The sequence below is a fragment of the Marinifilum sp. N1E240 genome (assembly GCF_009295825.1).
Lineage (GTDB): Bacteria > Bacteroidota > Bacteroidia > Bacteroidales > Marinifilaceae > Marinifilum_A > Marinifilum_A sediminis.
The window spans coordinates 23,600-43,452 of record NZ_WHKF01000004.1 but is presented as its reverse complement, the minus strand read 5'-3'; the positions used below and the strand labels follow the sequence as shown (position 1 = coordinate 43,452).

The following is a 19,853-nucleotide window of genomic DNA, read 5'->3' as shown; positions in this document are numbered from 1 at the left end:
GAAACTGCTTCAGTTATCTCTAGGGATCTGTTATCCCAAATATGATTTCAACAACTTGCTTCTGGAAGTGTGACGTAAACGACGAATCGCTTTTTCTTTAATCTGACGCACACGCTCGCGAGTCAAACCAAATTTTTCGCCAATTTCTTCCAAGGTCATTTCTTGAATTCCAATTCCAAAGAAAAGTTTTATTATATCGCTTTCTCTCTCTGTAAGAGTAGCTAAAGCTCTATCAATTTCTCTGGTTAATGATTCATTCAAGAGACTTCTGTCGGCGATTGGAGAATCATCATTCACCAAAACATCCAACAAACTGTTATCCTCTCCGTCAACAAACGGAGCATCAACAGAAATGTGACGACCAGAAACACGTAGAGTATCTGCAACCTTATCTGCAGGTAATTCTAGGGAATCGGCTAATTCTTCAGGAGATGGCTTTCTTTCATGTTCTTGCTCGAATTTCGAAAATGCTTTGTTGATTTTATTCAACGAACCAACCTGGTTCAATGGTAATCGTACAATTCGAGACTGTTCTGCCAAAGCCTGAAGGATAGACTGACGAATCCACCATACAGCATAAGAAATGAATTTGAAACCACGAGTTTCATCAAATTTTTCTGCTGCTTTAATCAAACCCAAGTTACCTTCATTGATCAAGTCAGGAAGACTCAAACCTTGATTTTGATACTGCTTAGCTACAGAAACAACGAAACGCAAATTCGCTCTGGTTAATTTCTCCAAAGCTCTTTGGTCGCCTTTTTTGATACGCTGCGCCAATTCAACTTCTTCTTCTACTGTAATAAGATCTTCTTTACCAATCTCTTGCAAGTACTTGTCCAAAGACGCACTCTCACGATTGGTAATTGATTTAGTTATCTTTAATTGTCTCATAGTCCCTTTTCAATCGAAAATATGCCGCAAAATTAAACTTTTTAATAAAAAAAGTCAAAATTAATTGTCATTTTATTCAAATATTTATATTTTTCTCGTTTGATACTATCATTTTTATTTTTCATCCTTTAAGGAGAATGCATAATACTTAACACTTCCATTAGGGTAAATTCCAGAAATAAAAATACCTCCATCCTTTACATCTTCAATCGCTACTTTAATATCATTAACTTTATAAATTGGAGTATTATTAATTTTATAAATAATAAATCCTTCTTTTACATTTTCTTCCTTTAACTTCCCACTTCGCAGATTCTTCACCTTAACTCCTCTGTTTATTTGAAGTCGATACTTCTCTTTTGATGTTATTGGTTCGAAATCGGCTCCCAGAAAAGCTAAATCACTTGGTTTAATGACCTTTGTATTTCCTAACCTATTACGTAAGACTACATTAAATTGTTTCCTTTTCTCATCTCTTTTTATTAATACTTCAATTTCATCACCCGGACGGTACTTGCTAACCTGCTCCTGAAGCTCAGAACTTGAGTTAACATTTTTCCCATTTATAGACAATATAACGTCTCCTTGCTTAATACCAGATTCTTTTGCAGCACTTTCTTCAGTTAATCCAGATATATAAACTCCTTCTATTTTCTCACTTTTCAATCTTTCAGCCAATCTAGCATCAACAGTTTGAATTGATACACCTAGTACTGCGCGCTGCACCTGACCAAATTCTTTTAAATCTGCAATTACTTTTTCTACAATAGCAACTGGAATTGCAAAGGAATAACCAGAGTAAGATCCAGTTCTCGATTCTATTGCCGTATTAATTCCTACTAGTCTTCCTTGCACATCAACCAAAGCTCCTCCACTATTGCCTGGATTCACTGCCGCATCAGTCTGCAAAAAAGACTCAATACTCATTCTGTTGTTCATGATTCCAAGGTTTCGCGCCTTCGCACTAATAATTCCAGCAGTTACTGTCGAAGTTAAATTAAATGGATTGCCTACAGCCAAAACCCATTCTCCGAGTTTAAGGTTATCTGAATTACCAAATGCCATACTTGGCAAATCTTCTTCATCAATTTTAATCAATGCTAAATCTGTATACGGATCCTGTCCAATCAATTTTGCTTCGTATGATCTTTTATCCTGAAGAACAACGGTAATCACATTTGATCCACGAACAACATGATTATTTGTTACAATATATCCATCATCGGAAATAATAACACCAGACCCTGATCCCATTGAAGGCTGAGACTGAGCTCCTCTTTTGCTATTTCCGAATAAAAAATCGTAAAACGGATTCGATTGATATTCTTCGTTGGTATATATTGTTGTTATATGAACAACCGATTTTACCGATGATTCTGCAGCTACCGTTAAATCAATAGAACCAGTTGCGTTTTGAGAAATTCCTGCCAACTGTATGGTACGTGGTTCTGTAACTGTTACAATCTTCTCATTTCTATCCACAAAAAGAATAAACAAAATAATAGCAATTCCACCACCAAATAGAGCAGTTAAAAATCTTCCAAAAAATGCCTTAATCTTCATTTGCAATACTATTTTTAAATGTCAACAACTAAGAATTAACCTTACTTGAACAAAACATTACATTTAGAACATAAAAAGTTACAAAAACAAACTCATTTAATCAACAATAATTTAGAGTGAAACTAAACTGATTTAGTTCCCATCAAATTCTTAAACTTTTCAAGTACTCCAAATAAGGTTATCCCAATAAGATTCTTACTTTTATACTACAATTGTAACGATATAAGTTCATAAGTGTTTTTCATTTTAACGTATTTAACACTTCTTAACACGATTTTAGACAAAATGCAGATTGAATTCTCTAAATACCAAGGTACCGGAAACGACTTTGTACTAATAGATAACCGCAATGGTATTATTTCACCCGACAATATTAAATTAATTGAACAATTATGCCATAGAAGATTTGGTATTGGTGCAGATGGATTAATGCTATTAGAAGATGCAAAAGGTTATGATTTTAGAATGAGATATTTCAATTCAGATGGTAAAGAAGCCAGCATGTGTGGAAATGGTGGAAGATGCATTGTTGCTTTTGCCTATCATTTAGGCATTATCAAAAATGAAACAACATTTATTGCTGTAGATGGCGAACATGAAGCGAAAGTTGAAGATAAAAATAACTTTGTTCAGATAAGCTTAAAAATGATAAATGTTTCCGGAATTGAAAAAATTGGTGATTCATTTTTCATGAATACAGGATCACCACATTTTGTACAGTTTATTCAAAATCATGATGATTTTGATACCTATTCAAACGGAAAAGCCATTCGGTACAACGATAGGTTTGCTGCAGAAGGAACTAATGTAAATTTTGTTTCCTTTAAGAACAACGAAATTCAAGTTAGCACTTATGAGCGTGGGGTTGAAGATGAAACTTATTCTTGTGGAACTGGGGTTGTTGCTTCTGCTATTAGTGCCGGCGCAATAAAAAACTCAAACAGCTTTAAAATCAACACAAAAGGTGGAAAACTCGCAGTGCATTTCAATAAAATAGATTCGCAAAATATTAATGATATTTGGTTAATTGGTCCTGCAACAAAAGTTTTTTCTGGCAGTTTAAATATTTAAAATAGATCACTTTTTATGAAGTTTATTCTCTCTAAAATTTTCGAAGACAAGAGTATTTCTAAAGTATTTTTGATTTCCCTTCTTTCCATTTCACTATCACTAATTCTTATAATAGGAATTTTTACCATACAACAGGAAAGGCAACAATTTGAAAGAGAAACTATTCGTATTCATGATGACTTCTTAAAAAATCAAAAAAAAACACTTCAACAAGAAACTCAAATACTCATTAATTTTATTGAAAATGAAAGACTTCAAACCAGAAAACTATTAAAAAAAGACATTAATAGTCGTGTACAAGAAGCGCATGCAATTGCAACAAGTCTCTACAACAATTACAAAAATAAACTTTCTACAAAAGAGCTTAAAAAACTTATTTCAAACTCACTTGAATCGGTTCGCTTTAATGAGGGTAAAGGATTCTTCTACATCAATAGTTTAGAAGGAACTGTAATTATGGATCCGGAAAATCCCAATTGGATTAACAAAAATAAACTTTCGATAAAAGATGTATTCGGTAATCCTATTATCCAAAATGAAATAGAAACGGCAAAAACTCAAGGTGAAGGCTATACTGATTATTCTTGGCAAAATGAAAGTAGTCAGAAAATTCATCCTAAAATTTCTTTCGTAAAATTATTTAAACCTTTTAACTGGTATATAGGATGTACTCAATATGTTGAAAGTTATAAACAAGCTATACAAAAGGATATTCTTAACCGAATTACAAAACTTAAGTTCGACGAAAATTTTACAATTTCCGTTCTAAGTTTTGATGGAACTTGTTTGGCTCATTCAAAACAAGAGCTAATTGGAAAAAACCTTTGGAATCTAGAGGATGGTAAAAAGAATAAAGTAATCCAAGAATTCATTTCAAGAGGAACAGATGAAAATGGAGGCTTTATAGAATATCTTGATCCTTTTACCGAAAAAGATGATACGGCACTACCAACTATAATTCACACAAAAGCATATAAAGATTGGCAATGGGTTATTGGAACTGGCATTCATTTAGAAAAGCTAAACATTGCCATTGATGAAAGAAAAAAAGAATTACAATCCAACGTTAACGGATTTATTATCAGAGGTAGTTTAATTTTTCTTTTGAGTATCGTATTCATTATTATTTTCACTCGATTTGTAATCAGGATAAGCAATTCAGGTATAAAAATATTCAATAAATTTTATAAAAATGCTGCCACTCAATCTCTTTTAATAGACACTTCTGCCCTTCACTTTAAAGAATTTAAGCAGTTAGGAAACCTAGCAAATCAAATGATTCTTGACAGGCAAAACATAGAACACCAATTAAATATAGAAACGGCTTATTTTGAACAATTATTTGAAAATTCACCAGAAGCCATTGCCATTACAAATAGAGAAAGTAAAGGAATCAAAATCAATAAAAAATTTACCGAACTTTTTGGGTATACTCTAGAGGATATTAAAGGAGTTGTTCTCGACGATTTAATTACGGATGATTCCAGACAAGGCGAAGCCAACAAATTAAACGCACTAACTGCAACAGGACAGCTTGTTGAGATTGACACCAAAAGAAAATGTAAAGATGGTAAAATGGTTGACGTTTCAATCATGGGAAATCCAATTGTAATTGATGAAGAACCAATTGCCATTTTCGGAATTTACCGTGATATCACACAACGTAAAGATTATGAAAAACATTTAAAAGAAGCCAAACAAAAAGCCGAAGAATCGGATCTGTTAAAATCTGCATTTTTAGCTAATATGTCTCATGAAATCAGAACTCCAATGAACCACATTATTGGTTTCACAGATATCATGACATCTCAACAAATAGAAGAAAGTGACCGACAAGAATATGCTGAACTGATAAAGCAAAGTGGAAACAATCTTCTCCATTTAATTAACAGCATTATTGATTTATCTAAAATTGAATCAAAGCAAATCAAACTTCAAGCTGAAGATGCTAGCTTAAATGGTATCTTATCTGTTCTTTATGAAAAATTTTACACCTATAAAAATGAACGAAATAAAGCCAATTTGACTTTAAAAATTCAAAAAGCTTTAAGCGATAAAGATTCAGTAATATATACCGATGCCAGACGCCTTGAACAACTCTTGTCAAATTTAATAGAAAATGCTATTAAGTTTACCAACGAAGGAAGCGTAGAGTTTGGATATCATCTAAATGATTGTGCTAATTCTATTGAAATTTACGTAAAAGATACTGGTATAGGTATACCCAAACAATCCTTAGAAAATATTTTTCAATCCTTTAGACAAATAGACGGATCCGACACCAGACAATATGGTGGAACTGGACTTGGCTTAACAATATCACATCGATTAGCAGAATTACTGGGCGGTGAAATTAGGGTTGAATCCAAAGAAAATAAAGGAACCTGTTTCTATATCACACTCCCATACAAAACCAACAGTAACCAGTCTGATTTAAACAGACAAATTAATTACAACTGGTTTGGAAAAAAAATATTAATAGTAGATGATATTAAAAACAATTTCACCTATTTCAAATCAAGTCTTGAAGGAACAAATGCTGAAATTATATGGGCAAAAAATGGTGCCGAAGCTGTATCTATATGTGAATCGAAAAATGTTGATGTCATTCTTATGGACATGCAAATGCCAGTAATGAACGGCTATGAAGCAACAAAAAAGATTAAAACAAGAGATGCTTCTATTCCAATAATTGGACAAACAGCATTTATCCAACAAGAAGATAAGAAAAAAGTAATTGCTGCTGGTTGTGATGATTACATCACCAAACCTATCAAATCAAAATTATTACTGGATTCTATTAGCAAACAAATCTCTGTTAATTAGTCCCATTTAGTACCTCTTTTTTCCTGTGCGTAATTTTCGATATATTCTAATGCTTGTTTGTAATCATTAGCAAAAATAAACATTTTACTATATTCTGGTTTAGCAAACTTTTCAATATAAGAAATTTCAAACTGTGATTTTAAATTGTCGTAAAATCCATTGGTATTAATAAAAACGATAGGAGCATTATGATATCCCAATTGCTTTAATGTAATTACCTCTAAAATCTCTTCTAAGGTACCAAATCCACCTGGCAAGGCAACAAAAGCATCCGATCTATCACGTAAGATCTTCTTCCTCTCTGCCATATCAGGAGTAACAATTAATTCATCCAAATAGTTAGCTGAAATTCCATAATCACTAATTAATTTAGGAATTACACCCAACACTTTCCCTCCTGAAGATTTCACCGAAACAGCAACTTCATTCATTAAACCAACATTTGTACCTCCATAAACCAAACTATGACCATTATCTCCCATTTGAGATCCCATTTTTTTTGCCTCTTCAAAATAAATAGAATCAAGCGAATTGCTTGATGAACAAAATACACAGATATACATTTTACTTTCGTTTTAATTTGACTAACGAATTAACCAATAATTATTTTAGCGCACAAAAAAGCCCTTGAGAAAACTCAAGGGCTTGTAACTATTTAATCACAAATTATGCGTCAATATTAGCATAAGTTGCATTTTTCTCAATAAACTCTCTACGTGGAGGAACTTCATCTCCCATTAACATTGAAAATACATGATCTGCTTCGGCAGCATTCTCAATTGTTACCTGACGTAGTGTTCTAACCTCAGGATTCATTGTAGTTTCCCACAATTGCTCAGCACTCATCTCACCAAGACCTTTGTAACGCTGAATGTGCATTGATGATTCTTTACCACCACCCCACTCGTCAATTAAACGTAAGCGTTGATCTTCATTCCAACAATATTCAGAGTTCTTACCTTTTTTCACCAAATACAATGGTGGTGTAGCAATATACAAATAACCATTTTCAATCAATGATTTCATATATCGGAAAAAGAAAGTCATAATCAAAGTTGCAATGTGGCTACCGTCGACGTCAGCATCACACATGATTACAATCTTGTGATAACGAAGCTTTGCAACATTAGCCGCTTTACTATCCTCTTCTGTTCCAATAGTAACACCTAAGGCAGTAAAAATATTCTTGATTTCCTCACTCTCGAATACCTTGTGCTGCATTGCTTTCTCCACATTCAAGATCTTACCTTTCAATGGCAAAATAGCTTGAAACTTACGATCTCTACCCTGTTTAGCAGTTCCACCCGCCGAATCTCCCTCGACAAGAAACACTTCACAGTTTGCAGGATCTTTATCCGAACAGTCAGACAATTTACCAGGAAGTCCCGAACCACCCAATACAGTCTTTCTTTGAACCAATTCTCTTGCTTTACGAGCTGCATGACGAGCTGTAGCTGCCATAATTACCTTTTGAACAATGGTCTTTGCATCTTTTGGATGCTCTTCCAAATAGTTCGATAAAGATGAACTTACAGCCTGATCAACAGCAATTGAAACCTCAGAATTACCTAATTTAGTTTTTGTCTGTCCTTCGAATTGAGGTTCTGCAACTTTAACAGATACAACAGCTGTTAATCCTTCACGAAAGTCATCACCACTAATATCAAATTTTAATTTTGATAACATTCCAGATTTCTCAGCAAATCCTTTCAAAGTACGAGTTAATCCACGACGGAATCCAGTTAAATGAGTACCACCTTCAATGGTATTAATATTATTCACGTATGAATGAATATTTTCCGAAAACGAAGTATTGTACTGAAGTGCAATCTCAACAGGAACCTCACCTTTTTCAGTAGAAACATGAATTGTTTCTTCAATTAACCTCTCACGAGTATGATCAAGATATTCAACAAATTCTTTCAATCCTTCTTCAGAATAAAAAGAATCTGATTTGTAAACACCTTCCTCCGATTGCTCTCTTTTATCGGTAATAGATAAACGTATATTTTTATTAAGGAAAGCTAATTCTCTTAGACGAGCAGCCAAAATATCGTATTTATACTCTAATGTTAAGAAGATAGAATCATCTGGTTTAAAAGAGATAATTGTACCCGTAACATCGGTAGTGCCAATCACTTTAATATCCTCTAAAGGTTTACCTTTTGAATATTCTTGCAAATGAACCTTACCATCACGGTGAATTTCTGCAGATAATAAAGTTGACAAGGCATTTACACATGAAACACCAACACCGTGCAAACCACCAGACACTTTATAAGAGTCTTTATCAAACTTACCTCCAGCATGCAATACAGTCATTACAACCTCAAGAGCAGATTTGTTTTCCTTTTGGTGTAATTCGGTTGGTATACCACGACCATCATCCTTTACGGTAATCGAGTTATCCTCGTTAATAAAAACCTCAATATTTTTACAATATCCTGCTAAAGCTTCGTCAATGGAGTTATCAACCACCTCGTATACCAAGTGGTGTAATCCTTTTACATTAACATCTCCAATGTACATGGAAGGGCGTTTACGAACCGCTTCCAAACCTTCCAACACCTGAATACTATCAGCGGAATATTCAGCATTCCCATTTGGTTTATTCTCTAAATCACTCATCTAACAGATCTTTAGTTTTTCGAAATAGAATTTAGTAAACAATCAATTTTATCCATTGTTTGTTCAACAAAAACTCTAATATTTTTTTGTGCAAAATTCAGAATATCTTTTAGTCGTTTATCAAGTTTGATAAAAGTGCCTTATAATGCAATTAGCAACACGATTAAATCGTTTAATAATCAACACCTTATACACCCTTCTTTTCTAAAAGATAAAAGTCTAACAAAGATAATAAAAATGATGAATCCTAAGGTAGTAAATTCAGGAAAAATAGAGCTTTTAAACAGTTTTTGACGAAGCGATTTTCCAAGTGTAAATTTACAAAAACTTTAAAAGCTTTATGTTTAACCCTTTATTGAAAAATGATATAGATTAGAATAATAAAACTATTAAAAATTTAGAAGGAAATAGATTGACTTCTTCTAGGTCGTTTCATTTTAAATCTGATAATAAAATTATTGATTTTATCGCCAGATTCACTTGTTCCATATTCGTGTAGTTCGAATAATGTAGTTACATTCTTAAAACCTTTTGGCATAGCTTTCCACATTCTATAAAAAACTACCTGTACGTTCTCCAAGTCAGCATCATCAAGCTTCAGTTTTAATATTTCTTTTCCCTTTGGCATTGCAAAAACACTAACCCCATGCTTTTTCCAGCTTATGGCTTCTTCTGCTACAAAAGCCATATTTAAGGTATCACGAGTTATATCAAACAAATAAGTAATCCCCTCACTATTTTCTCCAAATTCCATTAAAATGTCCAAAGGCTTTCTATCATTATTAACAGAAAGTTTCCATCTGTCCGAGGTTTGGGCAGATAGTAGATTTGGAAGTAATAAGGATGCTATAACCAATATTACCTTAACCATATGATAAATCTTATTTCGTTGAATCATTTTAATAACGAGTAGCTTATTAAATTAAAGCTAATAAAAACAATTAAAACAACAATACATTATCTTAAATAAAAAGCAAAGGGATACCTAAATACAATGGCATCCCTTCTATATATTGATTCAAATAAGTACCTAAAAACTCACTTTAGCACCTAACAAAAAATTAAGCCTTTGCGAAGGATATCCTTCCCATTGGTAATATTTGTCAGCAAATAGATTATTTACTCTACCAAAGACAGTAAAATGCTCACTAAATCGATAATTTGCTCCAATATTTAAGTCGTAAACTGCATCTAGTGTCTTTTTCTCATTATCAGCCCAGGTTTTTCTTTCACCAATCATATTAACTCCAGCCTGAAATGTTAATTCATTAGTAAATTTATAACTGGCATTTGCATTTACTTCAAAGTTTGGTTTGTGCCAGGCTTCGTCTAATATATCCATTGCATAAGAATTGTAAACTACTTTAGAACTTAGACTTAATTTCTCATTCCATGCCAAATTTAACTCAGCAGATAATTTCAATAAGCTGATATCATCATACACTACACCAAATTTATTTGAATATGCAGTAACTGGAGTCGCTTCAAATGTAGAAAAGGAAATATTTTGTGCATTTACGAAAAAATACTGATTGTCTATGGCAGAATATTCAGCCGAAAGATTAAACGATGAAGTAGAAGATAAACTGCCTCTAATACCTCCAAACAGCCTGTATTTCTGATTTGATGGCATGACATCCAGACCTGAAAAAACGAATGGATTCTCTGAAGTAATATCCTTTGAACGATTCATATTCAAATCTCCGTCAAGTCCAAAAAACAAGCTTAAGATATTATCAATTGCTTCAAAATCAACTTTTACATCAGGATAAATTTTCGTTTCAGAATCATCACCCATTACAATTACCGGCTTAACGCCCAGCTGCAAGTTTAGTTTACCTGTTTGCAATAAATAACTTGGCTGCAAACTCCAAACCATAGTTTTTCTATCATTATCAAGATTGTTTTCTTTCCAATTGTACAATCCATCTATTGAAAAATAATCAAACTTTGAGCATAAAGACCAGAAACCATCTCCTCTGCGGATTTTCGCATTTGCAAGAACGGCAATATCCGTTTCTTTTAAATCAATATCATCTGAAAAGTATTCGTATTTCAGACCCAAACCAAAATTCAGTTTCTCCTCATCGTCAAACATGGTCTGAAAATCAGCTGACAAGCCAAAATTATTCAATTTTTGTTCATTATATGGGAATCTAAATCCAGGATTACTCATACTATAATCGTTCTGAGGAGCACCAAAATAATTATATGCATTTCGCTCGTAAAACAAACGACCATTCACTTTTGCCTCATCCAGATAAACCGTTCCATATACTTCAGCCAATTGCTCTGTCCAATCCGGTTTCACTTTATCATCGTTCTCGAGTGTCAACTTCCCATTTGTTGAATAATGTCTCAAATGCACGCCAAAATCTGTCGTTTTTGATCGTTGGTTATTGAATCGATAATCGCCAAAGAGAGTAGAATAATTTCCTCCTGCAAGTGTTAAATCGTGAGAGTTTAATTTCTTCAAAGGTTCTCCAACAATTTTTGCAGCTGGAATCTCAACTGGAGAAAATCCCACTGTTAATGGTTTTGTTTGCACAAAGTAATTGAATGTAGGCGTAAAGCTTGCCGTATCTTTTACTACAGGCAGTTCACCAATTCTTTTTGCTTTATTTATTTTAGGTTGATAAGTTGTTCTAACTTTCACCTCTTTATCCAAATCGCGTTGTTCCTGGGCTTGAGCTATTGAGAATGCAAACCCGATAATTACAATTGCTAGTACTGTTTTTTTCAACATTGCTTCTATATTCATGGTTTTACTCAATTTCTTTTTCTTCTTTCAACATATCCTGCAACATCATTCTCTCTTCGTCTAATCCAAGAGTGTCGCTTTTTGTTGTTTTATTTTCGAATAATTTCTGATTTTCCAAACTATCGGTTCCTTCAAACTGCACTTGAACTTCTTTAGTAAGAATTTGTTCTTCACTCTTCTTTTCTGCTGCTAAAAGAACATTTAGTTTTTGCTGAGCTCTTTCCAAAATTCCATCATCCTTTACTCCATAATTGTCAATTATACTTTGCAAAGTATATTTCGCCTGAAACTCATCATTCTTTTTCAGGAACACATCCGAAAGAAGTAGAAAACTCTCTGCCAACCAATAATGGTGAGGTGAATTCATTTCAATAAATCCATTAATTTCCTTTTCAGCATCATCAAATTTTGATTGAGAAAAATAGATTTCGGCAAGTCGATATTTAGCTTCCGCACCTTCTACACTTTTAGTTTCTGTTGCCAAACTCTGAAAATCAGTTAAAGCATTTTGATTCTGATTCAATGCCAAGAAGGATTTTGCTCTTTTGTACTTCGCTTCACGAATCATTTCCTCCTCTATCTTTTGCATTTCCAATACATCTTTAGCTGCTTCAACAAGATTAGAATATTCTTTCAATTCATAAACCGATCTCATTAAACCTACTTTAGCCACATCTATATTTTCAGGAATCTCAGCTGATTTAGCCAATCGAGCATATTGATCTTTTGCCTTATTAAATTTCTTCTCTCTAAAGTTCAATTGAGATGCTGCCAACAAGGCTTTCTCGGTAAATAAATTACCTGGTTTATTTAAAACCTCTTCAAATCCGAGTAATGCAATATCATATTTCCTTTGATTTAAAGCTGCATCAGCTCTGTAGTATTGTGCATTTAAACGGAACATTCCGTTAGGAAAACTTGCCAGATATTCATCAAATGCCTTTGTTCCACGCTCTGTTTCACCCGACATATATAATCTTTCTGCAGAAATATAACTCAATGAATCTTTCTCGCTTGTCCGAATAGTTCCACCGTCAGAGAAAGATTCAGCAAATGCAAAATAGTCATTCACTCTATTCAGATCCACGTATACATTTTTCAATCCTATAAAAGCACTTTTCTTTTCCTGGCTTTGTGGATATTTCATTACAACCGCTTTATAATTTCGAATTGCCTCATCGTAATTCTTTTGATTGTAATTTAGCTGTCCCAATTGTAACATCGATTTTGCTGCATAAGAACTTTCAGGATAATTTTCAGCCAAATCTTGATACAATTTAATCGCAGAGCTCTGATCATCTAACTTCACTCTTGCCTTTGCCAATTCATAAAGTGCATCATCAGAATAATCCGATTGAGGATAAGTATTCTTCAAATCAACCAACAAATCTGCCTTTTGAGCAGATTGCCCTAACAATCCCAGACAAAAGGCTTGCTGATAAAGTGCATAATCAGCATCCCATCCACCTGCTACCGCAGATTTTCCATAAAACTCTGCAGCCTGAGTATAATTTCTATTCAGAAAGAAACAATCGCCAATACGATTGTTCGCATCCAATACAAATTGATCCTTTTTATCTGCCTGATTCACGAACTTTCTGAACCAATCCGAAGCCTCTGTATAATTGTTCTGATCAAATTCGGCGTAAGCAATATTGTAATAAGCTCGTCCAAAATATTCCGATGTTCCTGCTCCTGGGGAAGTTAAAAAAGTTTTGAACTGTGTTATGGCTTTACTTAAATTTCCTAAACGATAGTTGGCTTCTGCAGTCCAGTACAATCTGTTTGCTGATATACTTGAATTGTACATTCTATATTTCCACGATAAACCAAAAGATTGAATGGCTTCTTCATATCTTAACTGCTTCATCAGTTCTAATCCTCTTAAATAAGAAACTCTCTGATAAGCTCTTTCAATTTCAGGAGTTTTATTTTTGATCTTATTCATTGAAGCCAATGCATCACCATAATTCTTGGTAGTCATGTATACTTTTACCAAATAATCATAAGCCTCATCGTTTCTGTCCGAATCAGGATATTTCTGCAAATATTCATCAAATGCTTTTATGGTCTCGTTAAACGGAGAATACGACAATTCATAGGTCAACTTAGCGTAATTAAACAAAGCATCTTGTTGCATATTCTTATCAAAATCCATTCTGGCTGTAGCTGCAAAGGCCGCTTTAGCACCATTTTTATCTTGAGTTTTCAAATAGCAATCTGCCAGACAAAATGTAGCTACCTGCAACATTTCATCATCTTCTCCTCCAACCTTCTCGAATTGATTCACTGCTTCGGCATATTGCTTTTGCTTATACAAACAATATCCATAAGCGAATCTATCCTCACGAATCAAACTTTTCTTTCCCTTCTCCAAAAATGGAATTGCCTTGGCATATTCTTTCAACTGATAATGCGACAAACCAATCATTTTGGCAATCTCATCACTTCTCTTTACACTTGCATCATCCAAATACTTTGGGGCATAATTTAAAAGTTCCTGATATTGTTCTTGCAAATAATAAATCTGGCAAATGTAGTAAGGTACAATTGGTGCGAATGTTTCATTCTTTTCCAATTTGCTAAATCCATTAAATGCCGTTTGATAATTCTTATTTAAATACGCGATGTGCGAATAGTAGTAATTAGCTGGAGCATTATAATCTCCTGAAACATCTATAATTTCATATAAATTTTTTCTAGCCTCTTCGTAATCCTTTTGCATAAAGTACGAGTAGGCTACTTTAAATCTGTATTCCGTTAGATCTTCCGATTTTAACAGATAAGCATCAACTTCCTTAAACCACAGAAGTGCTGCTTTGTATTTTTTATTTCTGTACTGCTGTCGTCCCAATTGAAAATAAGCAGATTGAATTTTATTGCTTTCCGGATAGTTTCGGATGAAGGATTTCATTTCCTCTTCAGCTTCTGGTCTGAATAGTTCAATAGAACACCAAGCCATATAGAATTCAGCCTGCGATTTTCTATCTGAATAAACCGATTCTCCTCGATTAATAAATTCTTGTAATTCGTGTCGAGCACCTCCAAAGTTATGATTTTGGAATTTTTCCATTGCCGATTCCCAAATTTGCGAATCAGAATAATGGTTCAATGATTTTTGTGCCTGTGAGGAATACCCGGTACAGAATAAAAGTACGGACATAAAAATCCACAATAAACATCTGCTTCTCATACTGTTGTGTGTAGGTAAAATTATGTGTGTTAATTTTCTTGAAACCCTCTATTTTCATAGCAGGTTTGAATTTTTAAACCAGCCTTAAAGGTAAAAATAATATATCATCTTCACCGTAAATTCAAACGAAGGATATCAATAAAAATTGCACTTTATTTGAATAATAATTATTGGATAAGAAAGCCTAGGGTGAAATTATTTTTTAGATTTGTATTTCGAGGCACTAGTTGCAACACTTTAATTTATTACACATGTCAGAATCTGCTATCATAGAATTAAAAAATGCTACTATCCGTCAAGCGGATAACATCATTCTTACCGATGTTAACTTACAAATTGAAAAGAATGAGTTTGTATATTTAATTGGAAAAGTTGGTAGCGGTAAATCTAGTCTTTTGAAAACTTTATATGCAGATTTACCCTTAAAAGATGGTGGTGGATCGGTTGCAGGATTCTATCTTCCTATTATCAAACGTAAGCAAGTTCCTTTTTTAAGACGAAAAATTGGTATTGTTTTTCAGGATTTTCAACTTTTGACAGATCGTAGTGTTAAAGACAATTTGCAATTTGTATTGAAAGCTACCGGATGGAAGAATAAAAAAGAGATTGAAAACAGAATTGAAGAAGTATTGGAAAAAGTTCACATGGGAAACAAAGGCTACAAAATGCCTCATGAACTTTCGGGTGGTGAACAGCAACGTATTGTAATTGCTCGTGCACTCTTGAATTCTCCTGATATTATTTTAGCCGATGAACCTACTGGAAATCTCGACCCTGAAACTTCTGATGAACTGGCTCAGTTGTTAATGGATATCAGTAAAAATGGACGAACTGTTGTTATGGCAACGCACCAACACGATTTATTGAAAAGATTCCCTGCAAGAACAGTTGAATGCATCGATGGTAAATTAGTCGATTTATCAACAAATGAAACTGAAGAAGTAGAATCACAAGAAAGTGAAATCAATCCACAAGAATAATTGAGATTAAATCAACCATACAATAAAGATCTGGAGAAATTAAAACTGAAACACAGTTTAATCTTTCCAGTCTCATTTTTAGTATTGATTTGGGCAATTAAAATTTTTGAGTGGGGATTAGGACTAAATTTCACTCAACTGGGAGTTTTCCCTCTTCATACAAAAGGCTTAATTGGAATACTAACAAGTCCGCTAATTCATAGAGATTTTGCTCACTTAATAGCTAACTCAGTACCATTTCTGGTCTTAAGCTGGGGAATCTTCTACTTTTATCGTCCACTGTCATACCGTATTTTTCTACTATGCTATTTCACTACAAACCTATTGGTTTGGATTGGTGCACGTGAAGCCTATCATATAGGTGCCAGTGGTTTGGTTTATTCTTTTGCTTCCTTCTTGTTTTTAAGTGGAATTATTCGCAATTATTATCGACTGATTGCCATATCATTCATTGTTGTATTCCTTTATGGTGGTTTGTTCTGGGGAGTTTTCCCAATACTGAAAGATGTTTCGTGGGAAGGGCACTTATTTGGAGCAATATCAGGTTTAACTTATGCTTTGGCTTACCGCAACAAAGGACCACAAAAACCAATAGTTATTCTGCCTGAAGATGATGACAGTATTCCTGAAGAAATCTGGAATTCAGATCATCTGGAAAATAAAGAAGAATTTAGAAAATGATATTTACTTCTTAAAGGGGTATCTTCCAACCCCAAAAGAGTATCTAAAAAACATCCTCGAGGATGATTTCTAGGTTCTCAAGGATGTATTGGAGATCTTCGAGGATATATTTTAGTTCTTCGAAGATGTATTTTAGATCCTCCAGGACGATGCTGACATCTTAAAAGATCTAAATTTGATCCTCCAGGATGTATTTTTGGTCCTGAAGGATATATTTTTGATGCGTAAAGATCATTTTTTTTATCCTCCAGGATATTTTTTAGCTAATTACCTCTTTTTATAATATTTCATAGCTTCTGGAAGGTAAGCTCGAAGATTCTGAACACGTGTATCATCAGCTGGATGAGTAGATAAGAACTCAGGTGGTTTTTGTCCTCCACTCTCGCCCATTCTTTTCCAGAACTCAACTGCTTCGGCTGGATCGTATCCTGCCATTGCCATGAATATTAAACCCATTTTATCTGCCTCTGTTTCATGCGAACGAGAAAAAGGAAGCATTACACCAACATTGGCACCAACCCCAAATGCAGTCATCCAAATTTGTTGAGTCTCTGCTGGCTTCTCGCTAAGAGCAATCGCCAATCCCTGACCTAAAGCCTGAATTCCCATTTGCTGACTCATTCTTTCGTTACCATGACGAGCAATTGCATGAGCAATTTCATGTCCCATCACAACAGCCAATCCTGTTTCGGTTTGCGTGTAAGGTAAAATTCCTGTGTAAAAAACCACTTTTCCTCCTGGCATACACCAGGCATTAGGCGTATCATCTTCTACTAAATTAAATTCCCATTGAAAGTTTTCAATTCTATCACCCATTCCATTCGAAGTCATAAACTCTTCAACGGCTTTGGCTATTCGATCACCACAAGACTTCACCATTGCGGTTTTTGCTTTATCTGTGGACAGTTTATTCTCCTTTAAAAAAGTATCATACTGAGTTAAACTGGTAGCGATCATTTCACTTTCGGGGAAAAGGTTCATTTGTTTCCTCCCTGTAATAGGAACAGTAGCACATGCTGCCAATATCAGAACTAATCCTGATAACAATACATTACGAATTTGTTTGCTTGTCATTCTTATTTGGTTTTTAGTTTTTTCACTAAGTTCAAGTTAGTTATTTCTTCTCTTAATTGTTCTAATAATTCATCAAAAGAGGTAAGGGGTAACTTGCAGGTTTTGTTTTTACAAAGATAAAAAGTTGTTTGATTGGAAACGTAACGATTTTGCAACAAAGGCAATTCGCTACTCGTTTCGCTTCCTGCAACAATTACATTTGGCAAGAATAAAGATTCAACTTTCTGTTTTTCATTGCGTGCATTTTTGCCAATAACTACAAGTTCGAATGGGGAATTTTCAAACCAGAAAAACAACTGCCCCCAATTGGAATGATAAGAAGGAAGTTTTTTCATTCTATCCAATACATTGCTTAGCATCTGTTTCGATCGAAGTATATATTCCTCTTTATCCAAATATGTTCCAAGCAAGTAGAGACATTTAGCCATTGACGAATTAGACGATGGAATTACATTATCGAGAAGTTCCATTTTTCTTGCGATCAAATCCGGATCTTCATCAGATGTATAATAGAACATTCCTGATTTTTCATCTGAAAAGTGTTCAAATACATACTCATAAAGGTCATTCGCTTTTCTCAACCATTTCTCATCAAAAGTAGCTTGATACAAAGCAATAAAAGCTTCAATTGTAAAACTGTAATCATCTAAAAAACCATTGATCTTAGTATCACCACCTTTATAATTTCTATGTAAATGCCCTTTTCCTTTCCAAAGGTTTTTCTGGATAAATTCTGCTGCCTCAATCGCACGATTCAAATAGTTCTCCTCACCCAAAGCTTTGTATGCATCAACATATCCTTTTATCATTAAAGCATTCCAACTTGTAAGTGATTTATCATCTAATCCAGGTCTTACTCTTTCCTCTCGTTTTTCCAGCAAAACTGCATTCAATTTCTTAATTCTCTGATCAAATTGTTCAACCGACAGTTCATATTTCGATGCAAGTTTCTTTTTATCCACATGAATCATTAGAATGTTGCCTTCCTCCCAATTTGCTCTCTCTGTTATACCATAGAATTCACAATACATTTCAGCATCATTTCCCAAAAGTTCTTCAATCTCATGTTTTTCCCATACGTAAAATTTTCCTTCTACGCCTTCACTATCCGCATCAAGCGATGAGTAAAAACCACCTTCGGGCAAACTCAATTCTCTATCTACAAATGCCAAACTTTCCTCTATTACTCTTTTATATTCAGGAATCCTGGTCAACTGATAAGCTTCAGAATACAAACTCACCAATTGAGAATTGTCATATAACATTTTCTCAAAATGAGGAACCTTCCAAATTTCATCCACCGAATAACGGGCAAATCCGCCACCAACCTGATCGTAAATTCCTCCCGCAGCCATTTTATCAAGCGTTAACACCACATGATCGAGAGCTGATTGCTCCTTTGTATGATAATAATATCTAAGCAAAAACTGTAAAGAATTGGGCAATGGAAATTTTGGAGCTCTATTGTTTCCTCCTTCTCTGGTATCAAAATCTTTTTGCCAATTTCGATATCCCGATTTTAAATCTGATAAGTCAAATTCCTTAGTTTCTGCTTTTACTTCAATTAACTCATTCATTCGAATGCCTTCAGAAATTTGATTTGCTACATTCTTTACTTTCTCGGGTTCGTTCAACCAGGCATTTTGGATTCCCTGTAGTACTTTCACCCAATCGTTTGGTCGAAAGTAAGTTCCTCCGAAAAAGGGCTTTCCATCTGGCATGGCAAAACAATTCAATGGCCAACCTCCACTTCCTGTCATTATCTGCACAGCATCCATATATATCTGATCGATATCGGGACGCTCTTCCCTATCAACCTTTATGCAAACAAAAAACTCATTCATAATCTTCGCTATCTCTTCATTTTCGAAGCTTTCGCGTTCCATTACATGGCACCAGTGACAAGCTGCATAACCAATGCTAACTAATATTACTTTATTTTCCTTTATTGCCTTACCTAAAGCCTCTTCACCCCATGGATACCAATTAACTGGATTGTGAGAATGCTGTAAAAGATATGGGCTATTTTCGTTTATTAAACGATTAGTATGTGTTGTTTTCATTTTATCTCTCTTATTCTGGGAACAAGCCGAAGTCGTTAGTACCACACCAAGCAAAACATATAAAATAGTATGATATATTTTCTTCATTTCTCCCAAATTGAATCAATAAATTAAAGATAGAA

At 34.1% G+C, this 19,853-nt stretch carries 13 protein-coding genes; 4 read left to right on the top strand and 9 right to left on the bottom strand.

The window, feature by feature from the left end:
- Window positions 1-30: 30 nt before the first annotated feature.
- A complete protein-coding gene (locus GCQ56_RS11695; protein WP_152734659.1) occupies window positions 31-891 on the bottom strand; it encodes an RNA polymerase sigma factor RpoD/SigA in 861 nt (286 codons plus the stop codon).
- 114 nt (window positions 892-1,005) lie between these two features.
- The gene (locus GCQ56_RS11690; protein WP_152734658.1) at window positions 1,006-2,454 is read right to left on the bottom strand and encodes a S1C family serine protease; all 1,449 of its coding nucleotides are present in this window, start codon (window positions 2,452-2,454) and stop codon (window positions 1,006-1,008) included.
- A 285-nt stretch (window positions 2,455-2,739) separates the two neighbouring features.
- Between GCQ56_RS11690 and dapF the strand changes: the two genes are divergently transcribed.
- Together dapF and GCQ56_RS11680 are read left to right on the top strand one after the other, a co-directional pair.
- Window positions 2,740-3,525 (top strand): diaminopimelate epimerase, encoded by a 786-nt coding sequence (gene dapF / locus GCQ56_RS11685; RefSeq protein ID WP_152734657.1) that lies wholly within the window; start codon window positions 2,740-2,742, stop codon window positions 3,523-3,525.
- Between the two features lie 15 nt (window positions 3,526-3,540).
- Window positions 3,541-6,351: a cache domain-containing protein gene (locus GCQ56_RS11680; protein ID WP_152734656.1), complete on the top strand. Its 2,811-nt coding sequence runs from the start codon at window positions 3,541-3,543 to the stop codon at window positions 6,349-6,351.
- Here the strand turns inward: GCQ56_RS11680 and GCQ56_RS11675 are convergent.
- From GCQ56_RS11675 to GCQ56_RS11655, 5 genes are all read right to left on the bottom strand, one after another.
- Window positions 6,348-6,914 carry a TIGR00730 family Rossman fold protein gene (locus GCQ56_RS11675; protein WP_152734655.1) on the bottom strand — a complete coding sequence of 189 codons (567 nt, stop codon included), beginning with the start codon at window positions 6,912-6,914 and terminating at the stop codon, window positions 6,348-6,350. The genes GCQ56_RS11680 and GCQ56_RS11675 overlap by 4 nt on opposite strands.
- 103 nt (window positions 6,915-7,017) lie before the next feature.
- Complete coding sequence (gene gyrB, locus GCQ56_RS11670) at window positions 7,018-8,979, bottom strand: DNA topoisomerase (ATP-hydrolyzing) subunit B (RefSeq protein WP_152734654.1); 1,962 nt, start codon at window positions 8,977-8,979, stop codon at window positions 7,018-7,020.
- A 397-nt stretch (window positions 8,980-9,376) separates the two neighbouring features.
- Window positions 9,377-9,877: a hypothetical protein gene (locus GCQ56_RS11665; RefSeq protein ID WP_152734653.1), complete on the bottom strand. Its 501-nt coding sequence runs from the start codon at window positions 9,875-9,877 to the stop codon at window positions 9,377-9,379.
- A gap of 132 nt (window positions 9,878-10,009) precedes the next feature.
- Complete coding sequence (locus tag GCQ56_RS11660; protein WP_152734652.1) at window positions 10,010-11,740, bottom strand: TonB-dependent receptor; 1,731 nt, start codon at window positions 11,738-11,740, stop codon at window positions 10,010-10,012.
- 4 nt (window positions 11,741-11,744) lie between these two features.
- Window positions 11,745-14,903, bottom strand: coding sequence for a tetratricopeptide repeat protein (locus tag GCQ56_RS11655; RefSeq protein WP_193323770.1), 3,159 nt, complete (start codon window positions 14,901-14,903; stop codon window positions 11,745-11,747).
- Window positions 14,904-15,184: 281 nt separating this feature from the next.
- On the opposite strand from GCQ56_RS11655, the gene GCQ56_RS11650 reads away from it, so the two are divergent.
- Together GCQ56_RS11650 and GCQ56_RS11645 are read left to right on the top strand one after the other, a co-directional pair.
- Window positions 15,185-15,913 (top strand): cell division ATP-binding protein FtsE, encoded by a 729-nt coding sequence (locus GCQ56_RS11650; protein WP_152734650.1) that lies wholly within the window; start codon window positions 15,185-15,187, stop codon window positions 15,911-15,913.
- Entirely contained in the window at window positions 15,914-16,594 is a 681-nt protein-coding gene (locus tag GCQ56_RS11645) for a rhomboid family intramembrane serine protease (RefSeq protein ID WP_152734649.1), read from the top strand.
- Between the two features lie 267 nt (window positions 16,595-16,861).
- Here GCQ56_RS11645 and GCQ56_RS11640 read toward each other — a convergent pair whose 3' ends face one another.
- A complete protein-coding gene (locus GCQ56_RS11640) occupies window positions 16,862-17,668 on the bottom strand; it encodes a M48 family metallopeptidase (RefSeq protein WP_152734648.1) in 807 nt (268 codons plus the stop codon).
- A gap of 2 nt (window positions 17,669-17,670) precedes the next feature.
- Window positions 17,671-19,818, bottom strand: a complete 2,148-nt coding sequence (locus tag GCQ56_RS11635; protein ID WP_152734647.1) for a thioredoxin domain-containing protein — start codon at window positions 19,816-19,818, stop codon at window positions 17,671-17,673.
- Window positions 19,819-19,853: the final 35 nt, after the last annotated feature.

Bases quoted from the DNA above. Each gene is read 5' to 3' on its own strand.
- GCQ56_RS11665 (WP_152734653.1), bottom strand. From the start codon at position 9,877: ATGATTCAACGAAATAAGATTTATCATATGGTTAAGGTAATATTGGTT.
- GCQ56_RS11650 (WP_152734650.1), top strand. From the start codon at position 15,185: ATGTCAGAATCTGCTATCATAGAATTAAAAAATGCTACTATCCGTCAA.
- GCQ56_RS11640 (WP_152734648.1), bottom strand. From the start codon at position 17,668: ATGACAAGCAAACAAATTCGTAATGTATTGTTATCAGGATTAGTTCTG.
- gyrB (WP_152734654.1), bottom strand. From the start codon at position 8,979: ATGAGTGATTTAGAGAATAAACCAAATGGGAATGCTGAATATTCCGCT.
- GCQ56_RS11695 (WP_152734659.1), bottom strand. From the start codon at position 891: ATGAGACAATTAAAGATAACTAAATCAATTACCAATCGTGAGAGTGCG.
- GCQ56_RS11680 (WP_152734656.1), top strand. From the start codon at position 3,541: ATGAAGTTTATTCTCTCTAAAATTTTCGAAGACAAGAGTATTTCTAAA.
- GCQ56_RS11690 (WP_152734658.1), bottom strand. From the start codon at position 2,454: ATGAAGATTAAGGCATTTTTTGGAAGATTTTTAACTGCTCTATTTGGT.
- GCQ56_RS11635 (WP_152734647.1), bottom strand. From the start codon at position 19,818: ATGAAGAAAATATATCATACTATTTTATATGTTTTGCTTGGTGTGGTA.
- GCQ56_RS11655 (WP_193323770.1), bottom strand. From the start codon at position 14,903: ATGTCCGTACTTTTATTCTGTACCGGGTATTCCTCACAGGCACAAAAA.
- GCQ56_RS11660 (WP_152734652.1), bottom strand. From the start codon at position 11,740: ATGAATATAGAAGCAATGTTGAAAAAAACAGTACTAGCAATTGTAATT.
- GCQ56_RS11675 (WP_152734655.1), bottom strand. From the start codon at position 6,914: ATGTATATCTGTGTATTTTGTTCATCAAGCAATTCGCTTGATTCTATT.
- dapF (WP_152734657.1), top strand. From the start codon at position 2,740: ATGCAGATTGAATTCTCTAAATACCAAGGTACCGGAAACGACTTTGTA.